The organism is Chryseobacterium endophyticum (assembly GCF_056333165.1).
In genome coordinates this window covers 644676-664476 of the sequence record NZ_JBWGXE010000002.1, presented here as the reverse complement: position 1 = coordinate 664476, position 19801 = coordinate 644676, and the positions used below count along the sequence as shown (strand labels likewise).

Genomic DNA, 19801 nt, shown 5'->3' with positions numbered 1-19801 from the left:
ACTGTTAGATTTTTAAACTGTTACATTGACCTATGAAAATCATCGCAGTTATTCCCGCACGTTATGAAGCCAGTCGTTTTCCCGCCAAGCTTATGCAGATGCTGGGCGAGAAAACCGTTATTATGACAACCTATCAGAATGTTGTGGAAACAGGTTTGTTTGATGAAGTTTTTGTGGCTACCGATTCGGAAATTATCTTTAATGAAATTACTGAAAATGGCGGAAAAGCAGTAATGACCGGGCAACACGAAACCGGAAGCGACAGAATTGCAGAGGCCGTGCAAAACATTGATTGTGATATTGTGATCAATGTCCAGGGAGATGAACCGTTTCTTAAATTGGAACCCTTAAAACAACTGATTGAAGTTTTTCATAAAGATGAAAACCAGAAGATTTCTTTGGCTTCCTTAAAAATAAAACTCACTGAAAAAGAAGAAGTTGAAAATCCAAATAATGTAAAGGTCATTACGGACAATAATGGTTTTGCCTTATATTTCAGCCGTTCCGTGATTCCCTTTCACCGGGAAATTTCTTTTGATGTGGATTATTTTAAACATATCGGCGTTTACGCTTTCAGAAAACATGCGCTTCTGCAATTCTCAAAGCTCGAGATGAAGCCGCTGGAAATTTCAGAAAAAATAGAATGCATCCGTTATCTCGAATATGGCATGAAAATCAAAATGATAGAAACCAATTTTGTCGGCGTGGGAATTGACACCCCGGAAGATCTGGAGAAAGCAAGGAAATTAATCTGAAAATTTGCTGATCCGGTAATTTGAAAATATATTTTTAATATTAAGGAATTAAGAGTTATTTTCTTAATTAACTTATTTTAAATCAACATATTGATTTCTTAATCTCATATTAGCATTATTCAACTCAACTTCTTAATGTTGAAAATTAAGAATAAACTTTGTTTATTTATAGTCACATTGAGTAAAGGTCTAAAAATTATTGAGGAATTTAAAGAAACTCTTATGTTTCAAATTGTCTCACTTGCCGCTTTCAAATTAAAAAAACCTTATATTTGAATTTATAAAAAAAATTAATGAAGAAGTTACTTTTAGTTTTCGTCCTGGTATTTTCACATTCAATTTTTGCACAGACTGCAAAGGAAATTATTGATAAAAACATCGAATTGTCCGGAGGATTAACCAACTGGAAACTTTTAAATTCCGTATTGCTGCAAGGGAAAGTGATCTTAGGAATAAAAGATGAATATCCGATAAAAATTTATCAGCAGCGGCCAAACCTTACCAAAACCGTCATTACCATCGGAGGAAAAGACACCGCTATTGAAGGGTATGACGGAACAAAAGGATATGCCATGAACTATGCAACCAACAAGGTCCAGGAGTATCCGGATTACGTTTCCGAAAGTTTTGATAACGATTTTATCGACTGGGAAAGCAAAGGTTTTGAAGCAAAATATCTCGGAAAAGAAAAAATCGGAAATATTTACTGTCATAAAGTAGAATTAACGAAAAACGTAAACAAAAACATCTACTATTTCGATACAAACAATTATATGTTGTTAAAAGAAATTAAAAAAGATGAAACTCTGGTGTACTCCGATTATAAAAAGGTCGGGAATTTGTTTATGCCTTTCAGGATTGAATCTTCGACCGCTAAAAAAGACGGCGATTATGTCATGCTGATCAGCAGAGTCGATATCAACAAAGTATTCCCTGCCAATACATTTAAGTTTAAATAAAGTTTAATTATTATGAAAAAAATATTTTTATTGCTGCTATCTTTTGTCGCATTTTTCAACAGCTGTGCACAGAAAAAAAGTGATGCATCCAAAGCCAAAACCAAAGAACTTATGGGAAAATCGATTTATGATTTTAAAGTTGATGCCCTGGAAGAAGGGAAACAAATCAACTTTGCAGATTTTAAAGGAAAAAAAATCCTGGTTGTCAATACCGCTTCAGAGTGCGGATTTACCCCTCAGTATGCCGATCTTGAAAAGGTTTCTCAGGAATATAAAGATAAACTGGTCGTTGTAGGATTTCCTGCCAACAATTTCGGAGGGCAGGAGCCGGGTACCAACAAAGAAATCGGTGCTTTCTGCCAGAAAAACTACGGCGTGACGTTCCCAATGGCTGCAAAAGTTTCTGTGAAAGGAGAGGATACGGCACCAATCTTTAAATATTTAACTGAAAAAGATCTTAACGGCGTAAAAAATACGACCATCCTTTGGAACTTCACCAAATTCCTGATTGATGAAAACGGAAAGCTGATCGATTCTTTCGTAAGCACGACAAAACCGACGGATGAAGCGATTACAAAATACCTGAAATAAATAAATGATTTAATATAACAATATAACAATATAACAATATAACAATGTAACAATGTAACAGTGTACCAATTCTAGAATTGTTATACTGTTATATTTCTACATTGTTACACTTATATATTATTTCTCGGCGAAGTAAAAAATATTTCCCAATTCAATACTGGAATATCCATTGCTTTTTATCTTTGAGGAATTGATCATAGCTTTTGCTAGAACACTTGTCGGTAACGGTTTCTGACTTTCCAAAAGACCTAATTTATTGGCAAATTTTATGATCCGGCTTCCCAAAACTTCACCGGTTCTGTCAGAATCTTTTCTTTCCAGCATTCCCGGCTTGAAAATCGTAATTTTTTCAAAGTGCAGATTTTTAACAGCTTCTTCCAGTTCGCCTTTCATTTTTGAGTAAAAAATTTTGGACTTGGGATGGGCTCCATAAGAAGATACCAGAATATAGTCGTCGACGTTATTTTCTTTAGCTGCTTTGGCAAATTCGTACTGGTAATCAAAATCAACTTTTCGCTGTGCTTCCTTGCTTCCTGCGGCCTTCAGCGTGGTTCCCAGACAGGAAAAAGCAACATCACCTTTTACTTTAGTTTTCCACTCTTCCGGATTGTCAAAGTTGACAATATGTACTTTCAGCTTTTCATTCCGGATATCAACAGGTTTTCTTACAAAAATATTAACCTCTTCAAAATCTTTATCCAGCAAAAGCTGATTGACCAGATCCTTTCCCGTAGCGCCCGTGGCACCAATGACTAAAGCTTTCATAATAATCTCGTTTGTGATGTTGTTGTTTGCTTCTTAAATTTACTAAATTTGGAGCAATAAAAGATAAAAGATAAAAGATAAAAGATAACTTTATATAAGCAACATTTATCAATCATCATTAATCGTTAGTACAAAAATACTCATTACCAATTATTTATTACTCTTAAAAATGGATGCCAACGGAATTTTAGATTATTGTCTTGCAAAAAAAGGAGTTACAGAAAGTTTTCCCTTTGATAATGAAACGCTTGTAATGAAAGTTGGAACAAAAATGTTTCTGCTGATGTCTCTGGAAAAGCATCCTTTGGAAATAAGCGTAAAGACAGACCCTGAGTGGAGCCTTGAACTTCGTGAGCAACATCCGCAGATTAACGGAGCTTATCACATGAACAAAACCCACTGGAATTCCGTATCGATAGACGGTTTAAAAAGAGACCTGATTTTAGAGCTGATTGATCATTCGTATGATCTTGTCTTTAAATCGTTATCTAAAAAAATTCAAAATACAATTATTAATCCTTAATAAAACTAAACCGAAAACATGAGGAAAGTATTAATTTCGGCTGCTTACTTTTTGTCAGTAAGTGCATTTGCGCAGTCAAAAGAGCAAACGAAAACCTGGGAACTTTTGCTGAACAATAAAAGGGCAGAAGCAAGAAACTTTTATGATAAAAATTTAAAGGCAGATAAGACCAAAGACTTTGAGAATCTTTTCCTGGATGCATTGATAGATGAAGAAATGGGCGAAATGATCTTTGATGATACGTTTGTTAAAAATTTTGCCAGTCTTAAAGTTGATGAGTCTTATTTGTACCCGATCTACAGAAAAGGTTTCATGATAGGCGATACTGATACGAACGGACTAGATGATAATTCCTACAAAAAAGTAGATTTTCTAGCACAGGATCCTGTCTATGGGCAAAATAATTCTGTAATTGAATATAAATCGATGCTTGACAGGTTGAGAAATAATCCTAAAAGCGCAGACGAATATCTTGCCAAGATCAAAAGAATTGATAAATGGCAGTTTGCCGGCGTATTTGAAAATCTCAACGGAAGCGGGCTTTATAATGAATACGAACCTGAAACCTATGCAAAAAATGATAAGCTTTTCAACGCAAACAGTTTTGGAAATGTAGGATGGTATAATAGAAAATTTTCCTCGAATGACGGCTTCGAATTTTTCGACAATGAGAACGAGTACGGAAGAGGAATCGTATATGCACAGAGCTTTATAGAGAATCCCGTAGAAAGAAAAATTCTTTTTGAGGTGGATACAAATGCAGAATTCAGATTATTTATTAATGATTCGGAAATTTTGTCCAGCACGAGCGAAGGATATTCTAATCTCGGATCTCATCTGGTGGAAGTTACACTTCCGAAAGGAATGAACAGATTTTTGCTGAAGTTTGATATGAAAGACACTAAAAATGCTTTTATGGTAGTTCCTTTTGATACCGGTTTTCAGAAGATCACAGATTTGAAATATTTTGATACGTATAAGGATTATCAGAAAAGTTCCGCAGTTCAATTGCAGGCAAAAGAACTGCCGTTAAAGTTTGAAAAAGTACTGAAAGAAAAAGTACTGCAAAATCCTAACAGCATCTTTTACAAATATTTATTGGTAACAGGTTATCTCAACAACCATCAGAATGATCAGGCCAAGGAAATTATTGATGACTTGTATAAATCTTATCCTAAAGCTTCTTTGGTTCAAGGGCTTTTAGCTGCTTACTATTTAAATATTGAAGATAAGGAAAAGGTAAATGAGGTTTTCAAAAATATAGAGATCAACGATTCCGAATATTTTTTTGTACCCCTTCTGAACATGATAGATAGTGAAAAGTTTCAGAATATGTCTATTCAGGAGTTGGAAAAGAACAGAGATATTTTAAATAAAACCAAGGCTAAGGCAATCGGCGAATTTTTCGATGTAGTTATTGCCATGAGGAACCGCGATATGGATAAGGCGAAAGCACATATTGCTAATATCAAGAAAAGTTTTGCCAATAATGAAAGGTTTTTTGCTATTTTCACGACGTTGGAAGATTTTGATAAAAAAGATCAGAGTTCCACCATTAAGAAATTTGAAGAGGTGTATGCACAGAAAAACAGTCATGATGTAATGAATACGCTCTTCAGCCTGTATCAGAAAGCGAACAGGGTAGAAGATCAGAAGAAGATTCTGAAAAAGTATGTGGAATTATATCCTTCCAGGAATTCTTTCAGAACACAATATATCAATCTTTTGGATGATGATGTTCAGAATTCCGAATATGGGGCCGAGCTTGAAGATGCTTTGGCAAATTTCCCTTATTCTTATTCTTTACTGGCAGAAAAAGCGGAATATCTTGCAAAGCTTCATAAAAAAGATGAGGCAGTACAGTTTGCAAAACTTTCTCTTTCTCATAATACGGAGAATGAACAGATGCATAAGCTTGTACGGGATCTGGATCATACGCAGGATGAAATTGATCAGGTAAGCATTAAGGATCTTTATAAATTAGTACGGGAAAGAAGAACAAAATCTGCCAAAGGCAAAAAAGGGGTAACAACGCTTTTGGATGAATATATTGTAAATGTTTATCCTGAAGGCGGTTTCAAAAAAAGAAGTACATATGCTTATGAAATTACTTCTGAAAGCGGAATTGAAGAATTAAAGGAATACGGAATAAATTATTATGATAATGTATTAAAATCTGAGATTGTAAAACCCGACGGAAGTATCATTCCCGGTGAAAAATCTTCAGAAGAGATCGTTTTTACAAATCTTGCTGTAGGAGATGTTATTTTAATCCAGAAAGAAAGCCTGGAAAGAAACAGTGGAAGATTTTATAAAGATTTTAATCTGAGTTCTTACTTTAATTCGGATTATCCTGTGGCAGAATCTATTTTTACCGTAATCACGCCGGAAGATATGAATTACCAGGTGAAAAGCAACAATAGAGAAGTTGCTTCAACGAAGAAAGAGATAGCAGGAAAGTTATATCAGACCTGGAAGCTTGATCATCTGGATGAAGTAAATCTTGACGAATATTATGGGCCAAGCTTTTACGATGCAACCATTTCCGTAACGGCAAATTCTATTAAGACATGGCAAGAAATTGCCAATTGGTATGCCGATCTTACAAAAAAAAGTCTGATTTCTGATAAAGTTGTAGAAAAAGCTTTTAAAGAAATCTTTCCGAACGGTACTTCCGGTCTAACCGATACGGAAAAGGCTGAAAAAATTTATAATTATATTGAAAAAAATGTAACGTACAGCTCGGTAGATTTCCGGCAAAGCGGTTACATTCCTCAGAAACCATCAAAAACTTTAGCTACAAAACTGGGAGACTGTAAAGACCTTTCAACCCTATTCGTTATTCTCGGAAATCAGGCAGGCTTGAAATCCAACCTGGTTCTGGTTCAAACGAATAACAATTCTGTGCAGCGTTTGATATTGCCAAATTTAAGCTTTAATCATTGCATTGTAAAAGTAAGTCTTGACGGTAAAGAAACATTCCTTGAAATGACGGATAAATTTTTGCCGTTCAATTCCGTGGTGAAAGGAAATTATAAAGCAAAAGGTTTGGTCATCAATACGGATAAAACCACAGGATCCACGGATCTAATTGAAATCCCGATCGACAATAATACGAAGACTGTCTTCAAAACAATAAGCGAAGTAAATGTAGACGGAGACGATCAAAACTTCTTTACTAAGCAATATGTGATGGGGGAGGCAAAAAGCTATTACAATGATTTCTTTCAGGATTCGCAAACCGATAAATCCCGAAAGAAAAGTGTGGAAGAAGAATACGGTTCGACTCTGGATAAAGTGATCAGCGTGAAATCTGTGAAGCTTATTGAAGGAAAGGATCTTACTTCAAAACCATTAGCGTATGAAGTTCAGTTTAATATTAATGATAAACCGCAGTCGGTAGGAAGCCTGAAAATCATGAAAATTCCTTTTGTTACAAAACCTTTTACGAAAGAAGTAGTAGCAACGGAAAATAGAACAACAGATATTCAGTACACCAAATATGAAAAGGAAAACAGATATCATGAAGAAATATATCTGAACATTCCCGAAACCATGAAGTTTATTGAGATTCCTGAAAATAAAAAGCTGGCCTACAACAATTTTACCTATTCAATCAACTATGAACTGGTGAAAAACAATAAATTAAAAATTACCCGGACTGCAGATACGCCTTGGGATAATATTAAAGCTTCCCGGTATGCTGAATTCAAAAAGTTTGTGGAGGAAGCAATTAATGCAGATAACCAGATTTTGGGCTATAAATAAATTTAAAACTAAAAAATGCTTACAAATTCTGTAAGCATTTTTTAGTTAAAACTGAAATTCTTCCGTTAATCTTTTATCTTCATCCAGTCTTTCAATTAATTTCTCAAGACCTTCAAATTTAATTTCGTCGTGAAGAAAATCTCTGAATTTGACGGTAATTTTTTCGTCGTAGATATCGCCTTTAAAATCAAGGATGTAGACTTCTACGGTTAATTTTTCTCCGTTTACGGTAGGATTTGTTCCGATGCTCAGCATTCCTTTATATTGCTGACCTTTCACAAAAACTTCAACAATATAAGCTCCTTTTTTCGGTAAAAGTTTGATGGAATCCGTTTCGATATTTGCTGTAGGGTATCCGATGGTTCTGCCTATTTTTTTTCCGTGAACCACCGTTCCGGATACAGAGTAGGAGTATCCCAGCATTTCATTGGCCTCCACGATGTTTCCTGATAATAGTGCATTCCGTACTTTGGTAGAGCTGATGTTGTTTTCGTGGATGTTGATGGCTTCCATCTGTTCGACTTCAAAATTTAATTCTTTAGAAAGCTTCTGGAGCAATTCGAAATTTCCGCTTTTATTTTTTCCGAAAGAGTGATCGTACCCGATGATTAAGTATTTTACGTTTAATTTTTCAATTAAAATCTGTCTTACGAATTCCTCGCCGGTAAGATTTCTGAATTCTTCGTCAAATTCTTTTAAAAATAAAGTATCGATCCCATATTTTTCCATTAAGAATTTTTTCTCTTCCAGCGTATTGAGCAGCTTTAAGTCTTCATTCGGGTTGAAAATAAATCTCGGATGCGGCCAGAAAGTGAGAATGGCAGTTTCAAGATTATTCTCCGAACCTATTTTTATTAATTCATCAATAATACTTTTATGTCCGAGATGTACCCCGTCAAACATTCCTAAAGATAATGCTAAAGGCTTCTGAGAAGTATAATCGTTAAAATTCCTGAAAACTTTCAAATGAAAAAAATTTGACTGCAAATATAGATATAATGTAACAATCTATCAATATAACAGTGTATCAATAATTTTAATAGTATCTATTGTTATATTGTTAAATTGCTGTATTGTTATATTCCTTGAAAAGTATGATAAAAATCTGTTTTTTACCAATTGCGGGTTAAGCAAGAATCATTATATTTGCACCAAGAAAAAATTTAGCAATGGCAAACCAAATTAAAGGTAAAATTTCTCAAATTATTGGTCCGGTAATCGACGTTGTCTTTACTGATGTGGAAGCAGTTCCAAGCATTTACGACGCGTTAGAAATTACAAAGGATAACGGTGAAAAAGTAGTTTTAGAGGTAGAACAGCATATTGGAGAGGATACGGTAAGATGTATCGCAATGGACGCTACTGATGGTCTTAAGAGAGGGCAGGACGTAATCGGATACGGAAATCCTATTACCATGCCAATCGGTGAGGCTGTAAACGGAAGACTTTTCAACGTTGTTGGTGATGCTATCGACGGGCTTCAGAATATTTCTAAGGAGGGAGGCCTTCCTATCCACAGAGAAGCTCCAAAATTTGATCAGCTTTCAACTTCTGCAGAAGTTTTATTTACTGGTATTAAAGTAATCGACCTGGTTGAACCTTATGCAAAAGGAGGTAAAATCGGTTTGTTTGGAGGTGCCGGTGTAGGTAAAACAGTATTGATCCAGGAGTTGATTAATAATATTGCAAAAGGACACGGAGGTCTTTCAGTTTTCGCCGGAGTAGGTGAAAGAACGAGAGAAGGAAATGACCTTTTAAGAGAGATGCTTGAATCAGGAATCATCAAGTATGGTGAAGATTTCATGCACTCTATGGAAAACGGAGGTTGGGATCTTTCCAAAGTAGATTTGGAAGCTATGAAAGATTCAAAAGCAGCATTCGTTTTCGGACAGATGAACGAGCCACCTGGTGCAAGAGCGAGAGTAGCACTTTCCGGTCTTACACTGGCTGAGTATTATAGAGACGGTGGTGAAAGCGGACAGGGTAGAGACGTACTTTTCTTCGTAGACAACATCTTCCGTTTCACACAGGCAGGTTCTGAGGTGTCTGCACTTCTTGGCCGTATGCCTTCTGCGGTAGGTTACCAGCCTACACTTGCTTCTGAAATGGGGGCGATGCAGGAAAGAATTACATCTACTAAAAATGGTTCCATTACTTCCGTACAGGCGGTTTACGTACCTGCGGATGACTTAACTGACCCGGCTCCGGCAACTACGTTTGCCCACTTGGATGCTACGACGGTATTGGACAGAAAGATTGCTTCATTGGGTATTTATCCTGCGGTAGATCCTTTGGCTTCTACTTCAAGAATCCTTGCTCCTGAAATCATCGGTGAAGAACATTACAACTGTGCACAGAGAGTAAAAGAGATCCTTCAGAGATACAAAGCACTTCAGGATATCATCGCCATCCTTGGTATGGAAGAACTTTCTGAAGAAGATAAATCCGTAGTTTACCGTGCCAGAAAAGTTCAGAGATTCTTGTCTCAGCCTTTCCACGTGGCAGAACAGTTTACAGGGATCCCTGGATCTTTAGTGGATATTAAAGATACCATCAAAGGGTTCAACATGATCATCGACGGTGAGTTGGATCATTTACCGGAAGCTGCTTTCAACCTTAAAGGAACCATCGAAGAAGCTATTGAAGCCGGACAAAAAATGTTAGCTGATAACGCTTAATTAGACATAAAGATATTAGATGATAGACATGAGACTTTAAAGTTGTCTGAAATCTGAAATCTGAAATCTTCAAATCTAAATTAAAATGAATATAAAAATTTTAACACCAGAATACGTAGTTTTTGAAGGAGAAGTAGACTCGGTATTGCTGCCTGGAAAAAATGGTGAATTCCACATCATGAAAAATCACGCAGGAATTGTTTCTTCTTTAATCGGTGGTAAAGTGAAATTATACACAAAGTCTGTAGATAATGCGTATAATAAGTATTTTACCAAAGAAAATGAGAAAGATTCCGTTTTCTCTTATCCTATCAAAAGCGGTGTTGTAGAATTTAATCATAATAAAGGAATCATCCTTTGTGAATAATTAAATGAAAAGCTAAATATATTTTCAAGAAAGTGTAACTTTGGTTACACTTTTTTTATGCTATATAAAAGTCTGGTTTTATGAAGAAGAGTTTAATTATCGTACTTACAATTCTGGGATTTTTGTTGAATGCTCAAACGGTCAAGATCAAAAGAGGGATTGTAACTCTTGAGGGCGTACACGTCGCCAAAGTTTCGAATAAGTCTAATGTATATACCTTCATGGATCTTAAAGAAACTCCGATCTATACCGTAGAATTCGTAGATAAAAGTATAGTTGATTCTGTAAGAGATAGTTATATCAAATTAAACAGGATTTACAACAAAGAGAAAACACTTGAACTGGATTATATTTCACCATCTGCGTTTTCGGGTGAAGAAAAATCTGCCGCCTACACCTGCGTTAAAAGCCTTAAAATTATTGACGAAAGAGGAATCAATATCAAGAATTTGGATGAACTTTTCAAAAATGCTCCCAAAAGGAAATTGGATACCAAAACCAAAGATGCCTATAACATCAGGAGTAAAATCGACAGATTAAATATAACGGTAAATACGGTGGGAGAAATATTAAGTAATGGAAAACCAGTAGGTTACTTTACCAATTTGCCTTCCAGTTTCGGATCGGATGATACCATTACCGATAAAACTTTTGTGGATATCGAAATCTACGATGCCAACAGCAAATATATCGGCAAGTACATTACAACGACTAAACAGATCAAAACTGCCGGAGGAAAAACTTTTACTTTATATAGGGAAATGTCCGGCCGCGCATCTATTCTGAAATTTCCGACTTATAAAGCCATTGCAGAAAGAATGGCGATTCTGGATCCGAATTTTATTAAATTTCAGGAAAAAGTAATTGTAGGGGAAGTCACGAAAGATGGTGTTCAGAAATGATAAGTCGATGGATAAAATAGGAAATGTCTTTAGCTAAATAACAAAAACTCCGGAGAAATTCCGGAGTTTTTTCTTTTTCATAAATAATTTTTAAGATTTAAAGACTTAAAATTACGCCGTTTTCTCTAAGCTGTTGTATCGGTTTTGAAAACCAGAATAATTCGAAATTTTCAAATCTTTGTTCAAAATCATTCTTAAGTTGTTGAAGTGTAAGCTTCTGTGAACTTTGTACAGGATATGTATTAAAACACTCAATCAGCCATTCTGCATGTTCATGGTCCAAATCAATGGTAACAATATTGGTTTTTAAGTGTATTGTAATTCTTTTGTACGGATATTGATATTGCTTTTTTGTTTTTACGCGATTCTCAGCGATTACGTTTTTGGTTAGAAAAACTACTCTGGAATTTATTTTAAGTTTGAGTTCGTCATCTTCCAGCAAAGCATCATGAATGTAATCGGGATGAATGGTTGTTTTGGGAATTTTAAAATCAAACCATTCCTGTAAAGAAAGTTCAAAATTAATTCCGTGCATATAATTGAACAGCGATTTCTTTAGTCCAAAGCTAAACTTGTCATGATCAATTCCTGTTTGGTCGGTAAAATCTATATCATTATTGGCAAATAAAATTTCCCGTTTAACAGGAGTTACTCCAAACTCTTCCGGATTCAGTCCGACCGGTGAGTGTGCGGTCATGGCAAACTGGTGCCAGAATCCACTCTGTAAAATTCCCATCTCAAAAAGTTGGCGTACCATTTCCAAAGAGTCAACCGTTTCCTGTATGGTCTGCGTAGGGTAACCATACATCAGATAAGCATGAATCATAATTCCTGCTTCCGTGAAATTTCGGGTAACTTTAGCAACCTGTTCAACAGAAATTCCTTTATCGATTAATTTTAGAAGACGGTCACTCGCTACTTCAAGTCCACCCGAAACGGCGACACATCCCGAAAGTTTTAAAAGAAAACATAAATCACGGGTGAAGCTTTTCTCAAAACGGATATTCGTCCACCAGGTTACGACCAGATCTCTCCGTAAAATTTCCAAAGCAACTTCTCGCATCAGGGCTGGGGGAGCTGCTTCGTCGACAAAATGAAATCCTGTTTCTCCTGTTACGCTGATAATTTCTTCCATGCGATCCACCATGATTTTTGCGGAAATCGGTTCGTAAATTTTAATATAATCTAAAGAAATATCACAGAAAGTACACTTTCCCCAATAGCATCCGTGGGCCATGGTTAATTTATTCCATCTTCCGTCGCTCCATAAACTGTGCATCGGGTTGGCGATTTCAATGACTGAAATGTATTTATCTAACTGTAAATCAGAGTAATCTGGGGTTCCTACGTAAGCCTGCTTATAATCGTGTCTTGCAGTATTGTTTTTGTAAACAACTTCCTGATTTTCAACTAAAAAGGTTCTTTTATATTGGGATTCTCTGCCTTCTTCGGTAAGGCAAATATTTTCATAAAGCAGTTCTAAGGGAAGTTCTCCGTCATCCAAGGTAATAAAATCGAAAAATTCGAAGACTCTTTTATCTTTTAATTCCCGCAATTCGGTATTGGGAAATCCGCCACCCATTGCCGTTTTGATGTGAGGGTAATTTTCTTTAATAAATTTGGCACAGCGGAAAGCCGAGTATAAATTTCCAGGAAAAGGAACGGAAAAACATACCAACCTAGGTTTAACAGATTCTAATTTTTTATCAAGAATTTTTAAAGTGAAATCATCAATAAATGTTTGCTCTCTGTGTAATTTTAAATATAATTCATCAAACGAATTGGCACTTTTACCCAACCGCTCAGCATACCTGCTGAAACCGAAATCCGAATCAATATTTTCAATAATATAATCGGATAAATCTTCTAAGTATAAAGTAGCCAAATGTTTAGCCTTATCCTGAAGGCCCATATTACCAAAGGCAAATTCCATGTCATCCAATTGATTGAATCGTGAAGCCTCCGGAAGAAAATTCATGGAACATATTTGTCTTGCCAAGGTTGGCATTTTACCCTGAAGAAAAGAGATAACCAGATTGATGGTTTTGATATATTCTTCTTTCAAAGTAAAAATCCTTTGTGAGTTGTCAGAAATTGTGTGAATATCAATCTGCTTATCGAAAATTCTTTTAATACCTTCTTTAGAAAATAACTCCAGGATCACTTCAATTCCCAAATCAGTCTGATAACTTGAAATATTTTTGGTATTGAGAAAACCTTTGATGTAGGCCGTTGCCGGATATGGAGTATTAAGTTGTGTAAAAGGCGGAGTGATAAGGAGAAGGTCTTTCAACAGTAAAATTTTTGCAAAGTTAAGGTTTTCAAAATATATAATTTCAAAAAAACCACTGAGTGATCAGTGGTTTCCTATTTATAATTTTTAAATTTCTTTGAAACTTAAACCTTGCTCAGCCAGCAGTTTTTGTTCCTGATCTTTATAGTGACCGCTTACGAGTTTGTCATGAATAGCTTCAAAAGCAGCAAGCGTTTCATTAATTTCAGAATCCGTATGAGATGCAGTAGGAATCAATCTTAGTAGAATCATTCCTTTAGGTATTACAGGGTAAACGACTACAGATGTGAATATTCCGTAGTTTTCTCTCAAGTCTTTCACTAAGAGTGTTGCTTCTACCGGAGTTCCCTGCATCATCACCGGAGTAACGCAAGTATTCGTATCACCAATGTTGAAACCTCTTTCTTTTAAACCGCTTTGCAGTTTGTTTGTATTTTCCCAAAGTTTAGCTTTAATCTCAGGTCTTGTTCTAAGAAGTTCAAGTCTTTTTAAACCTCCGATTACCATAGGCATCGTTAGAGATTTAGCAAAAATCTGAGATCTCAAATTGAATTTCAGGTATCGGATGATTTCTTTGTCACCGGCGATAAATGCTCCGAAACCTGCCATTGATTTTGCAAAAGTAGAGAAATAAACATCAATCTGATCCTGGCAGCCTTGCTGTTCTCCAGCTCCAGCCCCGGTTTTTCCCAATGTTCCGAATCCGTGTGCATCATCTACCAATAATCTGAATTTGAATCTGGATTTCAGATCGCAGATTTCTTTCAGTTTCCCCTGCTGTCCTCTCATCCCGAAAACTCCTTCCGTAATCACAAGGATGCCGCCTCCGGTTTCTTCTGCTACTTTGGTCGCTCTTTCAAGGTTTTTTTCAAGGCTGGCAATATCATTGTGTCGGTAAGTAAATCTTTTTCCGGCATGAAGTCTTACCCCGTCAACGATACATGCGTGGGAGTCTACATCATAAACGATTACGTCGTTTCTTCCAACCAGTGCATCAATGGTAGAAACCATTCCCTGGTATCCGAAGTTTAATAAATATGCAGATTCTTTCTGTACAAAATCAGCCAGTTCCTTTTCCAGTTGCAGATGCTGTTCTGTTTCCCCGGACATGGCTCTTGCGCCCATCGGGTAAAACATTCCGAATTCTGCTGCCGCTTTTGCATCGGCTTCCAGAACTTCCGGGTGATTACACATTCCAAGATAATCATTAGCACTCCAGAAAATTACTTCTCTTCCCTGGAACCTCATTCTCGGTCCGATTGGCCCTTCTAATCGAGGGAAAATAAAATACCCTTCTCCATAATCCGCAAATTGTCCAAGAGGTCCTGGATTTTCTTTTATTCTGTCAAAAATATCCAACATTTTTATTAATATTTTTAAGTAAAAAAGCCTTTTATGATTACAAAAGGCTTGATTTGTATAAATTGTTTGTCTGTTACTTTATGAATTCCGTTTTAAAAACTTCATCGTAGTTGTGAACACAGTTGTTGATAAAACCTTGTTCCTCCATCCATTTGTCACTGTATACCTTTGTGATGTATCTTGAGCCGTGATCCGGATAGATAAGTACCACTACATCATTTTCTGAGAATTCGTGAGATTGTGCGTACTGAATAAGAGCCTGTGTCACCGCTCCGGTCGTATAACCGCCCATGATAGCTTCTTTTAAAGCAATTTCACGGGTTCTGTAGGCAGACATCTCATCATTTACCCTTACAAATTCATCGACTTTATCAAAAAGAAGGGCAGAAGGGATAAGATTTTTTCCCATTCCTTCAATCTGATAAGGATGAACATCTTCCTTGTGGATCTCTCCGGTTTCATGATAGCTTTTAAGAATAGATCCGTCTGCATCTACCCCTATAATTTTAATATCAGGATTTTTCTCTTTCAGGAATTTTGCGGAGCCGGATAATGTTCCACCAGTTCCCGTACATGCAAAAAGATGAGTAACTTTACCTTGCGTCTGCTCCCATATTTCTGGGCCGGTGCTCTGGTAGTGGGCGTCCACATTCAGTTCATTAAAATATTGATTGATATAAATGGAATTTGGTGTTTCCAGGGCAATTCTTTTCGCCACTTCATAATAAGATCTCGGATCGTTCGCCGGTACATTCGCCGGGCAGATATAAACGGTAGCGCCAAGGGCCTTCAGATAGGCGATTTTCTCCGGCTTTGTTTTGTCACTTACCGCAAGAATACATTTGTATCCTTTGATAATGCAAACCATTGCAATTGAAAATCCTGTATTCCCGGAAGTAGTTTCTACAACTACCGAATCTTCTCTTAATAAACCTTTTTTTTCAGCGTTTTCTATAATATGAAGTGCGATTCTGTCTTTAGTGGAATGTCCAGGATTATATGATTCTAACTTGGCGTAAACGGTTGCAGGAATATCTTTCGTCACAGTGTTAAGCTTCACCATAGGAGTATTTCCTATTAGGCCAAGTATATTATCGTAAACATTACTCATTATTTGTTATTTTTCAATAAAAATCTGTCGGCAAAAATACAAAAAAATAAATTTATTTCTAAACTTTTGTTTTGATTTCTAACCTCTAAAATAGATAAAAATTATTTCTCAGTCACTATCCAAAGATGAAAGTTTTCAAAAAGTGAGCCAAAACCTTTAAATTTTGTTAAAAACCCTCTAAAATCATATAAAAGCACTATTTTCGCGTAATTGATTTAATACTATGAAAAATTGGGCTTTCAGGCAATGGAACACCGTTCTCGGATGGGTGATTTTCGCCATTGCATTTATTACGTACTTGTCCACCATAGAACCGAATTTCAGTTTCTGGGATTGTGGCGAGTACATTTCCTCGGCGGTAAAACTTGAAGTAACGCATGCTCCGGGAGCGGCTTTATTCCAGATTGTGGGTGCTGTGGCAGCCATTTTTGCTTTAGGGAAAGGCGAAAATTATTCTATCGTGATCAACGCGATGTCCGCATTATTCAGTGCTTTTACGATTTTGTTCTTGTTTTGGACGATTACACACTTCGTAAGAAGACTTTTAAACAAAGATTTTGATGATATTACCAAACATCAGGAAATTTCTATTCTCTTTGCGGGCGTGGTAGGTGCTTTGTGCTTCACCTTCTCAGATACGTTCTGGTTTTCTGCGGTAGAAGGAGAGGTGTACTCCATGGCCTCTATGTTTATTGCACTTTTGGTCTGGCTGATCACTAAGTGGGAAAACGAATACTTGGCTGCTGATAATGAAAGGTGGATTATTTTAATTTTCTTTATTCTCGGACTTTCTGTGGGGGTTCACATGATGTGTATGCTGGCCATTCCGGCAGTGTGCCTTGTATATTATGCAAGAAAATATACGTTTACCTGGAAGAATTTCCTTTGGGCAAATGTCATTACTCTGGTGATCTTAGCTATTGTTTTTAAAGGAATTTTCCCTTTGATTATGACCATGTTCGGGAAGCTTGAGATTTTCTTTGTCAACGGATTAGGTCTTCCTTTTCATTCAGGAACTATTGTTGCGTTTATCCTGATGATCGCCATCTGCTATTTCCTGATTTCGTATACCAGAAAAATGAAAAAGAATGTATATCAGACCATTGCATTATCCGTAGTGTTCATGATGATCGGTTTTTCATGCTGGATGGTTATTCCTATAAGGGCCAATGCAAATCCTCCGATGAACCTTAACGATCCTGATAACGCCATCGGAATGCTGGATTACTATAACAGAGAACAGTATGGTGACTGGCCAACTATTTACGGACAGAATTACACGGCTTATCTTGATGCGAACGGGATTGAAAAAAATGAAGACGGAAGTTTTAAAACGCAGAAAACCGGTGAAATCTACGAAAAAGATGAAAAAACCGGCACATACAGAAAAACCGGTGACCGATTCAATTATGTATTCAATAAAGCACATGTGGGCTTTATGCCAAGGATGTTTAATGAGGATAAAGATGTGATGTCCAACTACATTTCGATGTACGGTGCACCTGATTTTACCTTTAATTATTCAAACGAGGATGTTGCAGACAGCCCTGAAGCTAAACAGATTTTTGATGAACTGAGAAAAAAATATGAAGACGGAACCATTACCGCTTCTGATTACCTCAAAGTACGTCCTTACAATCTTCTAAATGTCCAGAGACCTTCTTTAGGCCAGAATTTAGATTATTTCATCACTTTCCAGAACGGTTATTATTTTGTAAGATACCTGATGTGGAATTTTGTAGGTCGTCAGAACGACCTTGAAGGAAATATGGAAATCACAAGAGGAAACTGGATTTCCGGAATTACTTTTATCGATAATGCACTTTGGGGAAATCAGGAGAAAATGCCTGCTAAATTCAAAAATGAAAGCACGGTGAAATTCTTCTTTTTACCTCTACTTTTAGGACTTATCGGATTCTTTTTCCAATTAAACAGAGACTTCGGAAGATTCTACGCCATGCTGTCGATTTTTGTACTGATGAGTGTGGGAATTATTTTCTACACAGGAGTAAAACCTTTTGAACCGAGAGAAAGAGACTATGCGATGGTCGGCTCATTCTATGTGTTTGCGATTTGGATCGGTCTTGGCGCAGGTGCCATTCTCTGGTTCCTGCAGTCTAAAGTGAAATCGAATGCCGCCAACATTATTGCCGGTGTGGTTTTACTGGGTGTTCCTTTTATGATGGGATTCCAGAATTATAACGTACACAACAGACACAACCGGTACACTTCTTATGACTACGGATATTCTGTTCTGAAATCATTGCCTAAAAATGATATTCTTTTCGTTTACGGTGACAATGATACTTACCCGGTTTGGGCGATTCAGGAAACGGAACAATTGAGAGATGATGTGAAAGTGGTCAACTTTACCCTGGCTTCAACACCGTGGAATATTGATCAGATCAAAAGAAGAACCTACAATGCCGCACCGGTTCCGGGAGTATTGACTCACGATGATTACAGAGATGGCGTGAATGACCAGATCTATCTGATGAAAAAATCAGACTGGGAAGGGATTTTCTCCATGCTTAAAGAACAGGGTGCTCCTGACACAGAGTTTGCCGAATTCAAAAAATACCTTACCCAGGATTCAATGACCATGAAGCAGGCTATAAGCTTCCTTAAATATTCTTCTCCGGCGAAAAACGAACTTCTTAAGATGTATTTCGGAGAGGAAAAATATGAGAAATATAATATTATCCCGGTTAATAAATTCATTCTTCCTGTTAATAAGGAAAATGCCGTAAAATCAGGAATCATCAATGCAGTAGACCTTCCGAATACAGTAAACCAGATCATGATTACGTATAAAGCCAATACGCTGTATAAAAATAACCTGATCATGCTTGATATCCTGGCCAACTTTGACTGGAAAAAGCCGATCAGCTTCTCTTCAGGAGGAATTTATGACAGCGAAAATATTTTCTATCTTGATGAATATCTTCAGTTTGACGGATTCAGTTACCGACTGATCCCGATCCACACGCCGCAGACACCGGATGGTGAAATGGGTAGAGTAGATCCTAATTCTTTATACAATGTGGTTAAGAATTTCAGGTGGGGTAATTTTAAAGACCTTAATACTCATTTTGACGAAACGGCTACTTCCAACATCATGAGCTACAGAGCGTCAGCAAGCAGAGCAGCAGCCGCTTTGGCTACCATCGGGCAGAAAGGAAAAGCTTTGGAATTGCTTGATTTGGCATCGAAAGAAATTCCTGCGGAGAAATACAACGATCCACGTTCACTAAGCTCAATGGTCTACGGATACATTGTTTCGGGACAGGAAGCCAAGGGAATTAAGCTGGCAGAAGTTCTGAAGAAAGGTATTTTTGAAGAATACGATTACTATATGAGCCTCAGCAAAGCAGATCAGAATTATCTGAGAAGACAGATCAGAACAAAACCGATGGAATATTCTTTAGTTGTTTCAGCCGTTACCGATGGTTACACAACAATCGGCAAGAAAGATAAAGCGTATGATTACCTGGTAAAATCTCTTGAACCGATCGACAAGAAATTCAACACCTTCGTTGAAAATCTTAAGGAAATGGGCAAAGAGAAAGCAATGAATGCTTCCGAAGATGTACAGAAGATCACGCCTTTCTACCAGTACCTGTTCGATGTAATGGAACCTTTCGATTCCACTTACTCTAAGGAAAAAGAAACTCAGATTACAAACGCCATTATCAAGGCAACACAATAAAATCAAAACGGGACTTCG

The 19801-nt window shown here is 36.8% G+C and carries 14 protein-coding genes; 9 read left to right on the top strand and 5 right to left on the bottom strand.

Annotated elements, in window-relative coordinates; genetic code table 11:
- The first annotated feature begins 32 nt into the window (after positions 1-32).
- The 3 genes from kdsB to AC0N32_RS07430 all read left to right on the top strand — a co-directional run bounded on the left by kdsB (position 33) and on the right by AC0N32_RS07430 (position 2305).
- On the top strand, positions 33-755 hold the full coding sequence (gene kdsB, locus AC0N32_RS07440; protein ID WP_476393224.1) for a 3-deoxy-manno-octulosonate cytidylyltransferase: 723 nt from the start codon (positions 33-35) through the stop codon (positions 753-755).
- A 293-nt stretch (positions 756-1048) separates the two neighbouring features.
- Positions 1049-1714 (top strand): histidine kinase, encoded by a 666-nt coding sequence (locus AC0N32_RS07435; RefSeq protein ID WP_476393223.1) that lies wholly within the window; start codon positions 1049-1051, stop codon positions 1712-1714.
- 12 nt (positions 1715-1726) lie between these two features.
- On the top strand, positions 1727-2305 hold the full coding sequence (locus AC0N32_RS07430) for a glutathione peroxidase (RefSeq protein WP_476393222.1): 579 nt from the start codon (positions 1727-1729) through the stop codon (positions 2303-2305).
- Positions 2306-2422: 117 nt separating this feature from the next.
- Here the strand turns inward: AC0N32_RS07430 and AC0N32_RS07425 are convergent, their stop codons facing one another.
- Positions 2423-3070 carry an NAD(P)H-binding protein gene (locus AC0N32_RS07425; RefSeq protein WP_476393221.1) on the bottom strand — a complete coding sequence of 216 codons (648 nt, stop codon included), beginning with the start codon at positions 3068-3070 and terminating at the stop codon, positions 2423-2425.
- Positions 3071-3239: 169 nt separating this feature from the next.
- Here AC0N32_RS07425 and AC0N32_RS07420 point away from each other — a divergent pair, with 169 nt between their 5' ends.
- Together AC0N32_RS07420 and AC0N32_RS07415 are read left to right on the top strand one after the other, a co-directional pair.
- A complete protein-coding gene (locus tag AC0N32_RS07420) occupies positions 3240-3593 on the top strand; it encodes an MmcQ/YjbR family DNA-binding protein (RefSeq protein WP_476393220.1) in 354 nt (117 codons plus the stop codon).
- A gap of 18 nt (positions 3594-3611) precedes the next feature.
- Positions 3612-7361 carry a transglutaminase domain-containing protein gene (locus AC0N32_RS07415; protein ID WP_476393219.1) on the top strand — a complete coding sequence of 1250 codons (3750 nt, stop codon included), beginning with the start codon at positions 3612-3614 and terminating at the stop codon, positions 7359-7361.
- 45 nt (positions 7362-7406) lie between these two features.
- Here AC0N32_RS07415 and AC0N32_RS07410 read toward each other — a convergent pair whose 3' ends face one another.
- The gene (locus tag AC0N32_RS07410) at positions 7407-8327 is read right to left on the bottom strand and encodes a bifunctional riboflavin kinase/FAD synthetase (protein WP_476393218.1); all 921 of its coding nucleotides are present in this window, start codon (positions 8325-8327) and stop codon (positions 7407-7409) included.
- A gap of 203 nt (positions 8328-8530) precedes the next feature.
- Here AC0N32_RS07410 and atpD point away from each other — a divergent pair, with 203 nt between their 5' ends.
- The 3 genes from atpD (at position 8531) to AC0N32_RS07395 (ending at position 11308) form a co-directional block, all read left to right on the top strand.
- Complete coding sequence (gene atpD / locus AC0N32_RS07405; RefSeq protein ID WP_476393217.1) at positions 8531-10039, top strand: F0F1 ATP synthase subunit beta; 1509 nt, start codon at positions 8531-8533, stop codon at positions 10037-10039.
- Between the two features lie 85 nt (positions 10040-10124).
- A complete protein-coding gene (locus AC0N32_RS07400; RefSeq protein WP_476393216.1) occupies positions 10125-10406 on the top strand; it encodes a FoF1 ATP synthase subunit delta/epsilon in 282 nt (93 codons plus the stop codon).
- 80 nt (positions 10407-10486) lie between these two features.
- Positions 10487-11308, top strand: a complete 822-nt coding sequence (locus AC0N32_RS07395; protein WP_476393215.1) for a hypothetical protein — start codon at positions 10487-10489, stop codon at positions 11306-11308.
- A 97-nt stretch (positions 11309-11405) separates the two neighbouring features.
- Here the strand turns inward: AC0N32_RS07395 and AC0N32_RS07390 are convergent, their stop codons facing one another.
- The 3 genes from AC0N32_RS07390 to AC0N32_RS07380 all read right to left on the bottom strand — a co-directional run bounded on the left by AC0N32_RS07390 (position 11406) and on the right by AC0N32_RS07380 (position 16074).
- Positions 11406-13601: a B12-binding domain-containing radical SAM protein gene (locus AC0N32_RS07390; protein ID WP_476393214.1), complete on the bottom strand. Its 2196-nt coding sequence runs from the start codon at positions 13599-13601 to the stop codon at positions 11406-11408.
- 87 nt (positions 13602-13688) lie between these two features.
- Positions 13689-14960 (bottom strand): aminotransferase class I/II-fold pyridoxal phosphate-dependent enzyme, encoded by a 1272-nt coding sequence (locus AC0N32_RS07385; RefSeq protein ID WP_476393346.1) that lies wholly within the window; start codon positions 14958-14960, stop codon positions 13689-13691.
- Between the two features lie 76 nt (positions 14961-15036).
- Positions 15037-16074, bottom strand: coding sequence for a PLP-dependent cysteine synthase family protein (locus AC0N32_RS07380; protein WP_476393213.1), 1038 nt, complete (start codon positions 16072-16074; stop codon positions 15037-15039).
- A gap of 223 nt (positions 16075-16297) precedes the next feature.
- On the opposite strand from AC0N32_RS07380, the gene AC0N32_RS07375 reads away from it, so the two are divergent.
- On the top strand, positions 16298-19783 hold the full coding sequence (locus AC0N32_RS07375) for a glycosyltransferase family 117 protein (protein ID WP_476393212.1): 3486 nt from the start codon (positions 16298-16300) through the stop codon (positions 19781-19783).
- The last annotated feature ends 18 nt before the right edge of the window (positions 19784-19801 follow it).

Coding starts and splice junctions, on each gene's coding strand:
- AC0N32_RS07400 (WP_476393216.1), top strand. CDS start 10,125: ATGAATATAAAAATTTTAACACCAGAATACGTAGTTTTTGAAGGAGAA.
- AC0N32_RS07430 (WP_476393222.1), top strand. CDS start 1,727: ATGAAAAAAATATTTTTATTGCTGCTATCTTTTGTCGCATTTTTCAAC.
- AC0N32_RS07375 (WP_476393212.1), top strand. CDS start 16,298: ATGAAAAATTGGGCTTTCAGGCAATGGAACACCGTTCTCGGATGGGTG.
- AC0N32_RS07395 (WP_476393215.1), top strand. CDS start 10,487: ATGAAGAAGAGTTTAATTATCGTACTTACAATTCTGGGATTTTTGTTG.
- AC0N32_RS07435 (WP_476393223.1), top strand. CDS start 1,049: ATGAAGAAGTTACTTTTAGTTTTCGTCCTGGTATTTTCACATTCAATT.
- atpD (WP_476393217.1), top strand. CDS start 8,531: ATGGCAAACCAAATTAAAGGTAAAATTTCTCAAATTATTGGTCCGGTA.
- AC0N32_RS07425 (WP_476393221.1), bottom strand. CDS start 3,070: ATGAAAGCTTTAGTCATTGGTGCCACGGGCGCTACGGGAAAGGATCTG.
- AC0N32_RS07380 (WP_476393213.1), bottom strand. CDS start 16,074: ATGAGTAATGTTTACGATAATATACTTGGCCTAATAGGAAATACTCCT.
- AC0N32_RS07415 (WP_476393219.1), top strand. CDS start 3,612: ATGAGGAAAGTATTAATTTCGGCTGCTTACTTTTTGTCAGTAAGTGCA.
- AC0N32_RS07420 (WP_476393220.1), top strand. CDS start 3,240: ATGGATGCCAACGGAATTTTAGATTATTGTCTTGCAAAAAAAGGAGTT.
- kdsB (WP_476393224.1), top strand. CDS start 33: ATGAAAATCATCGCAGTTATTCCCGCACGTTATGAAGCCAGTCGTTTT.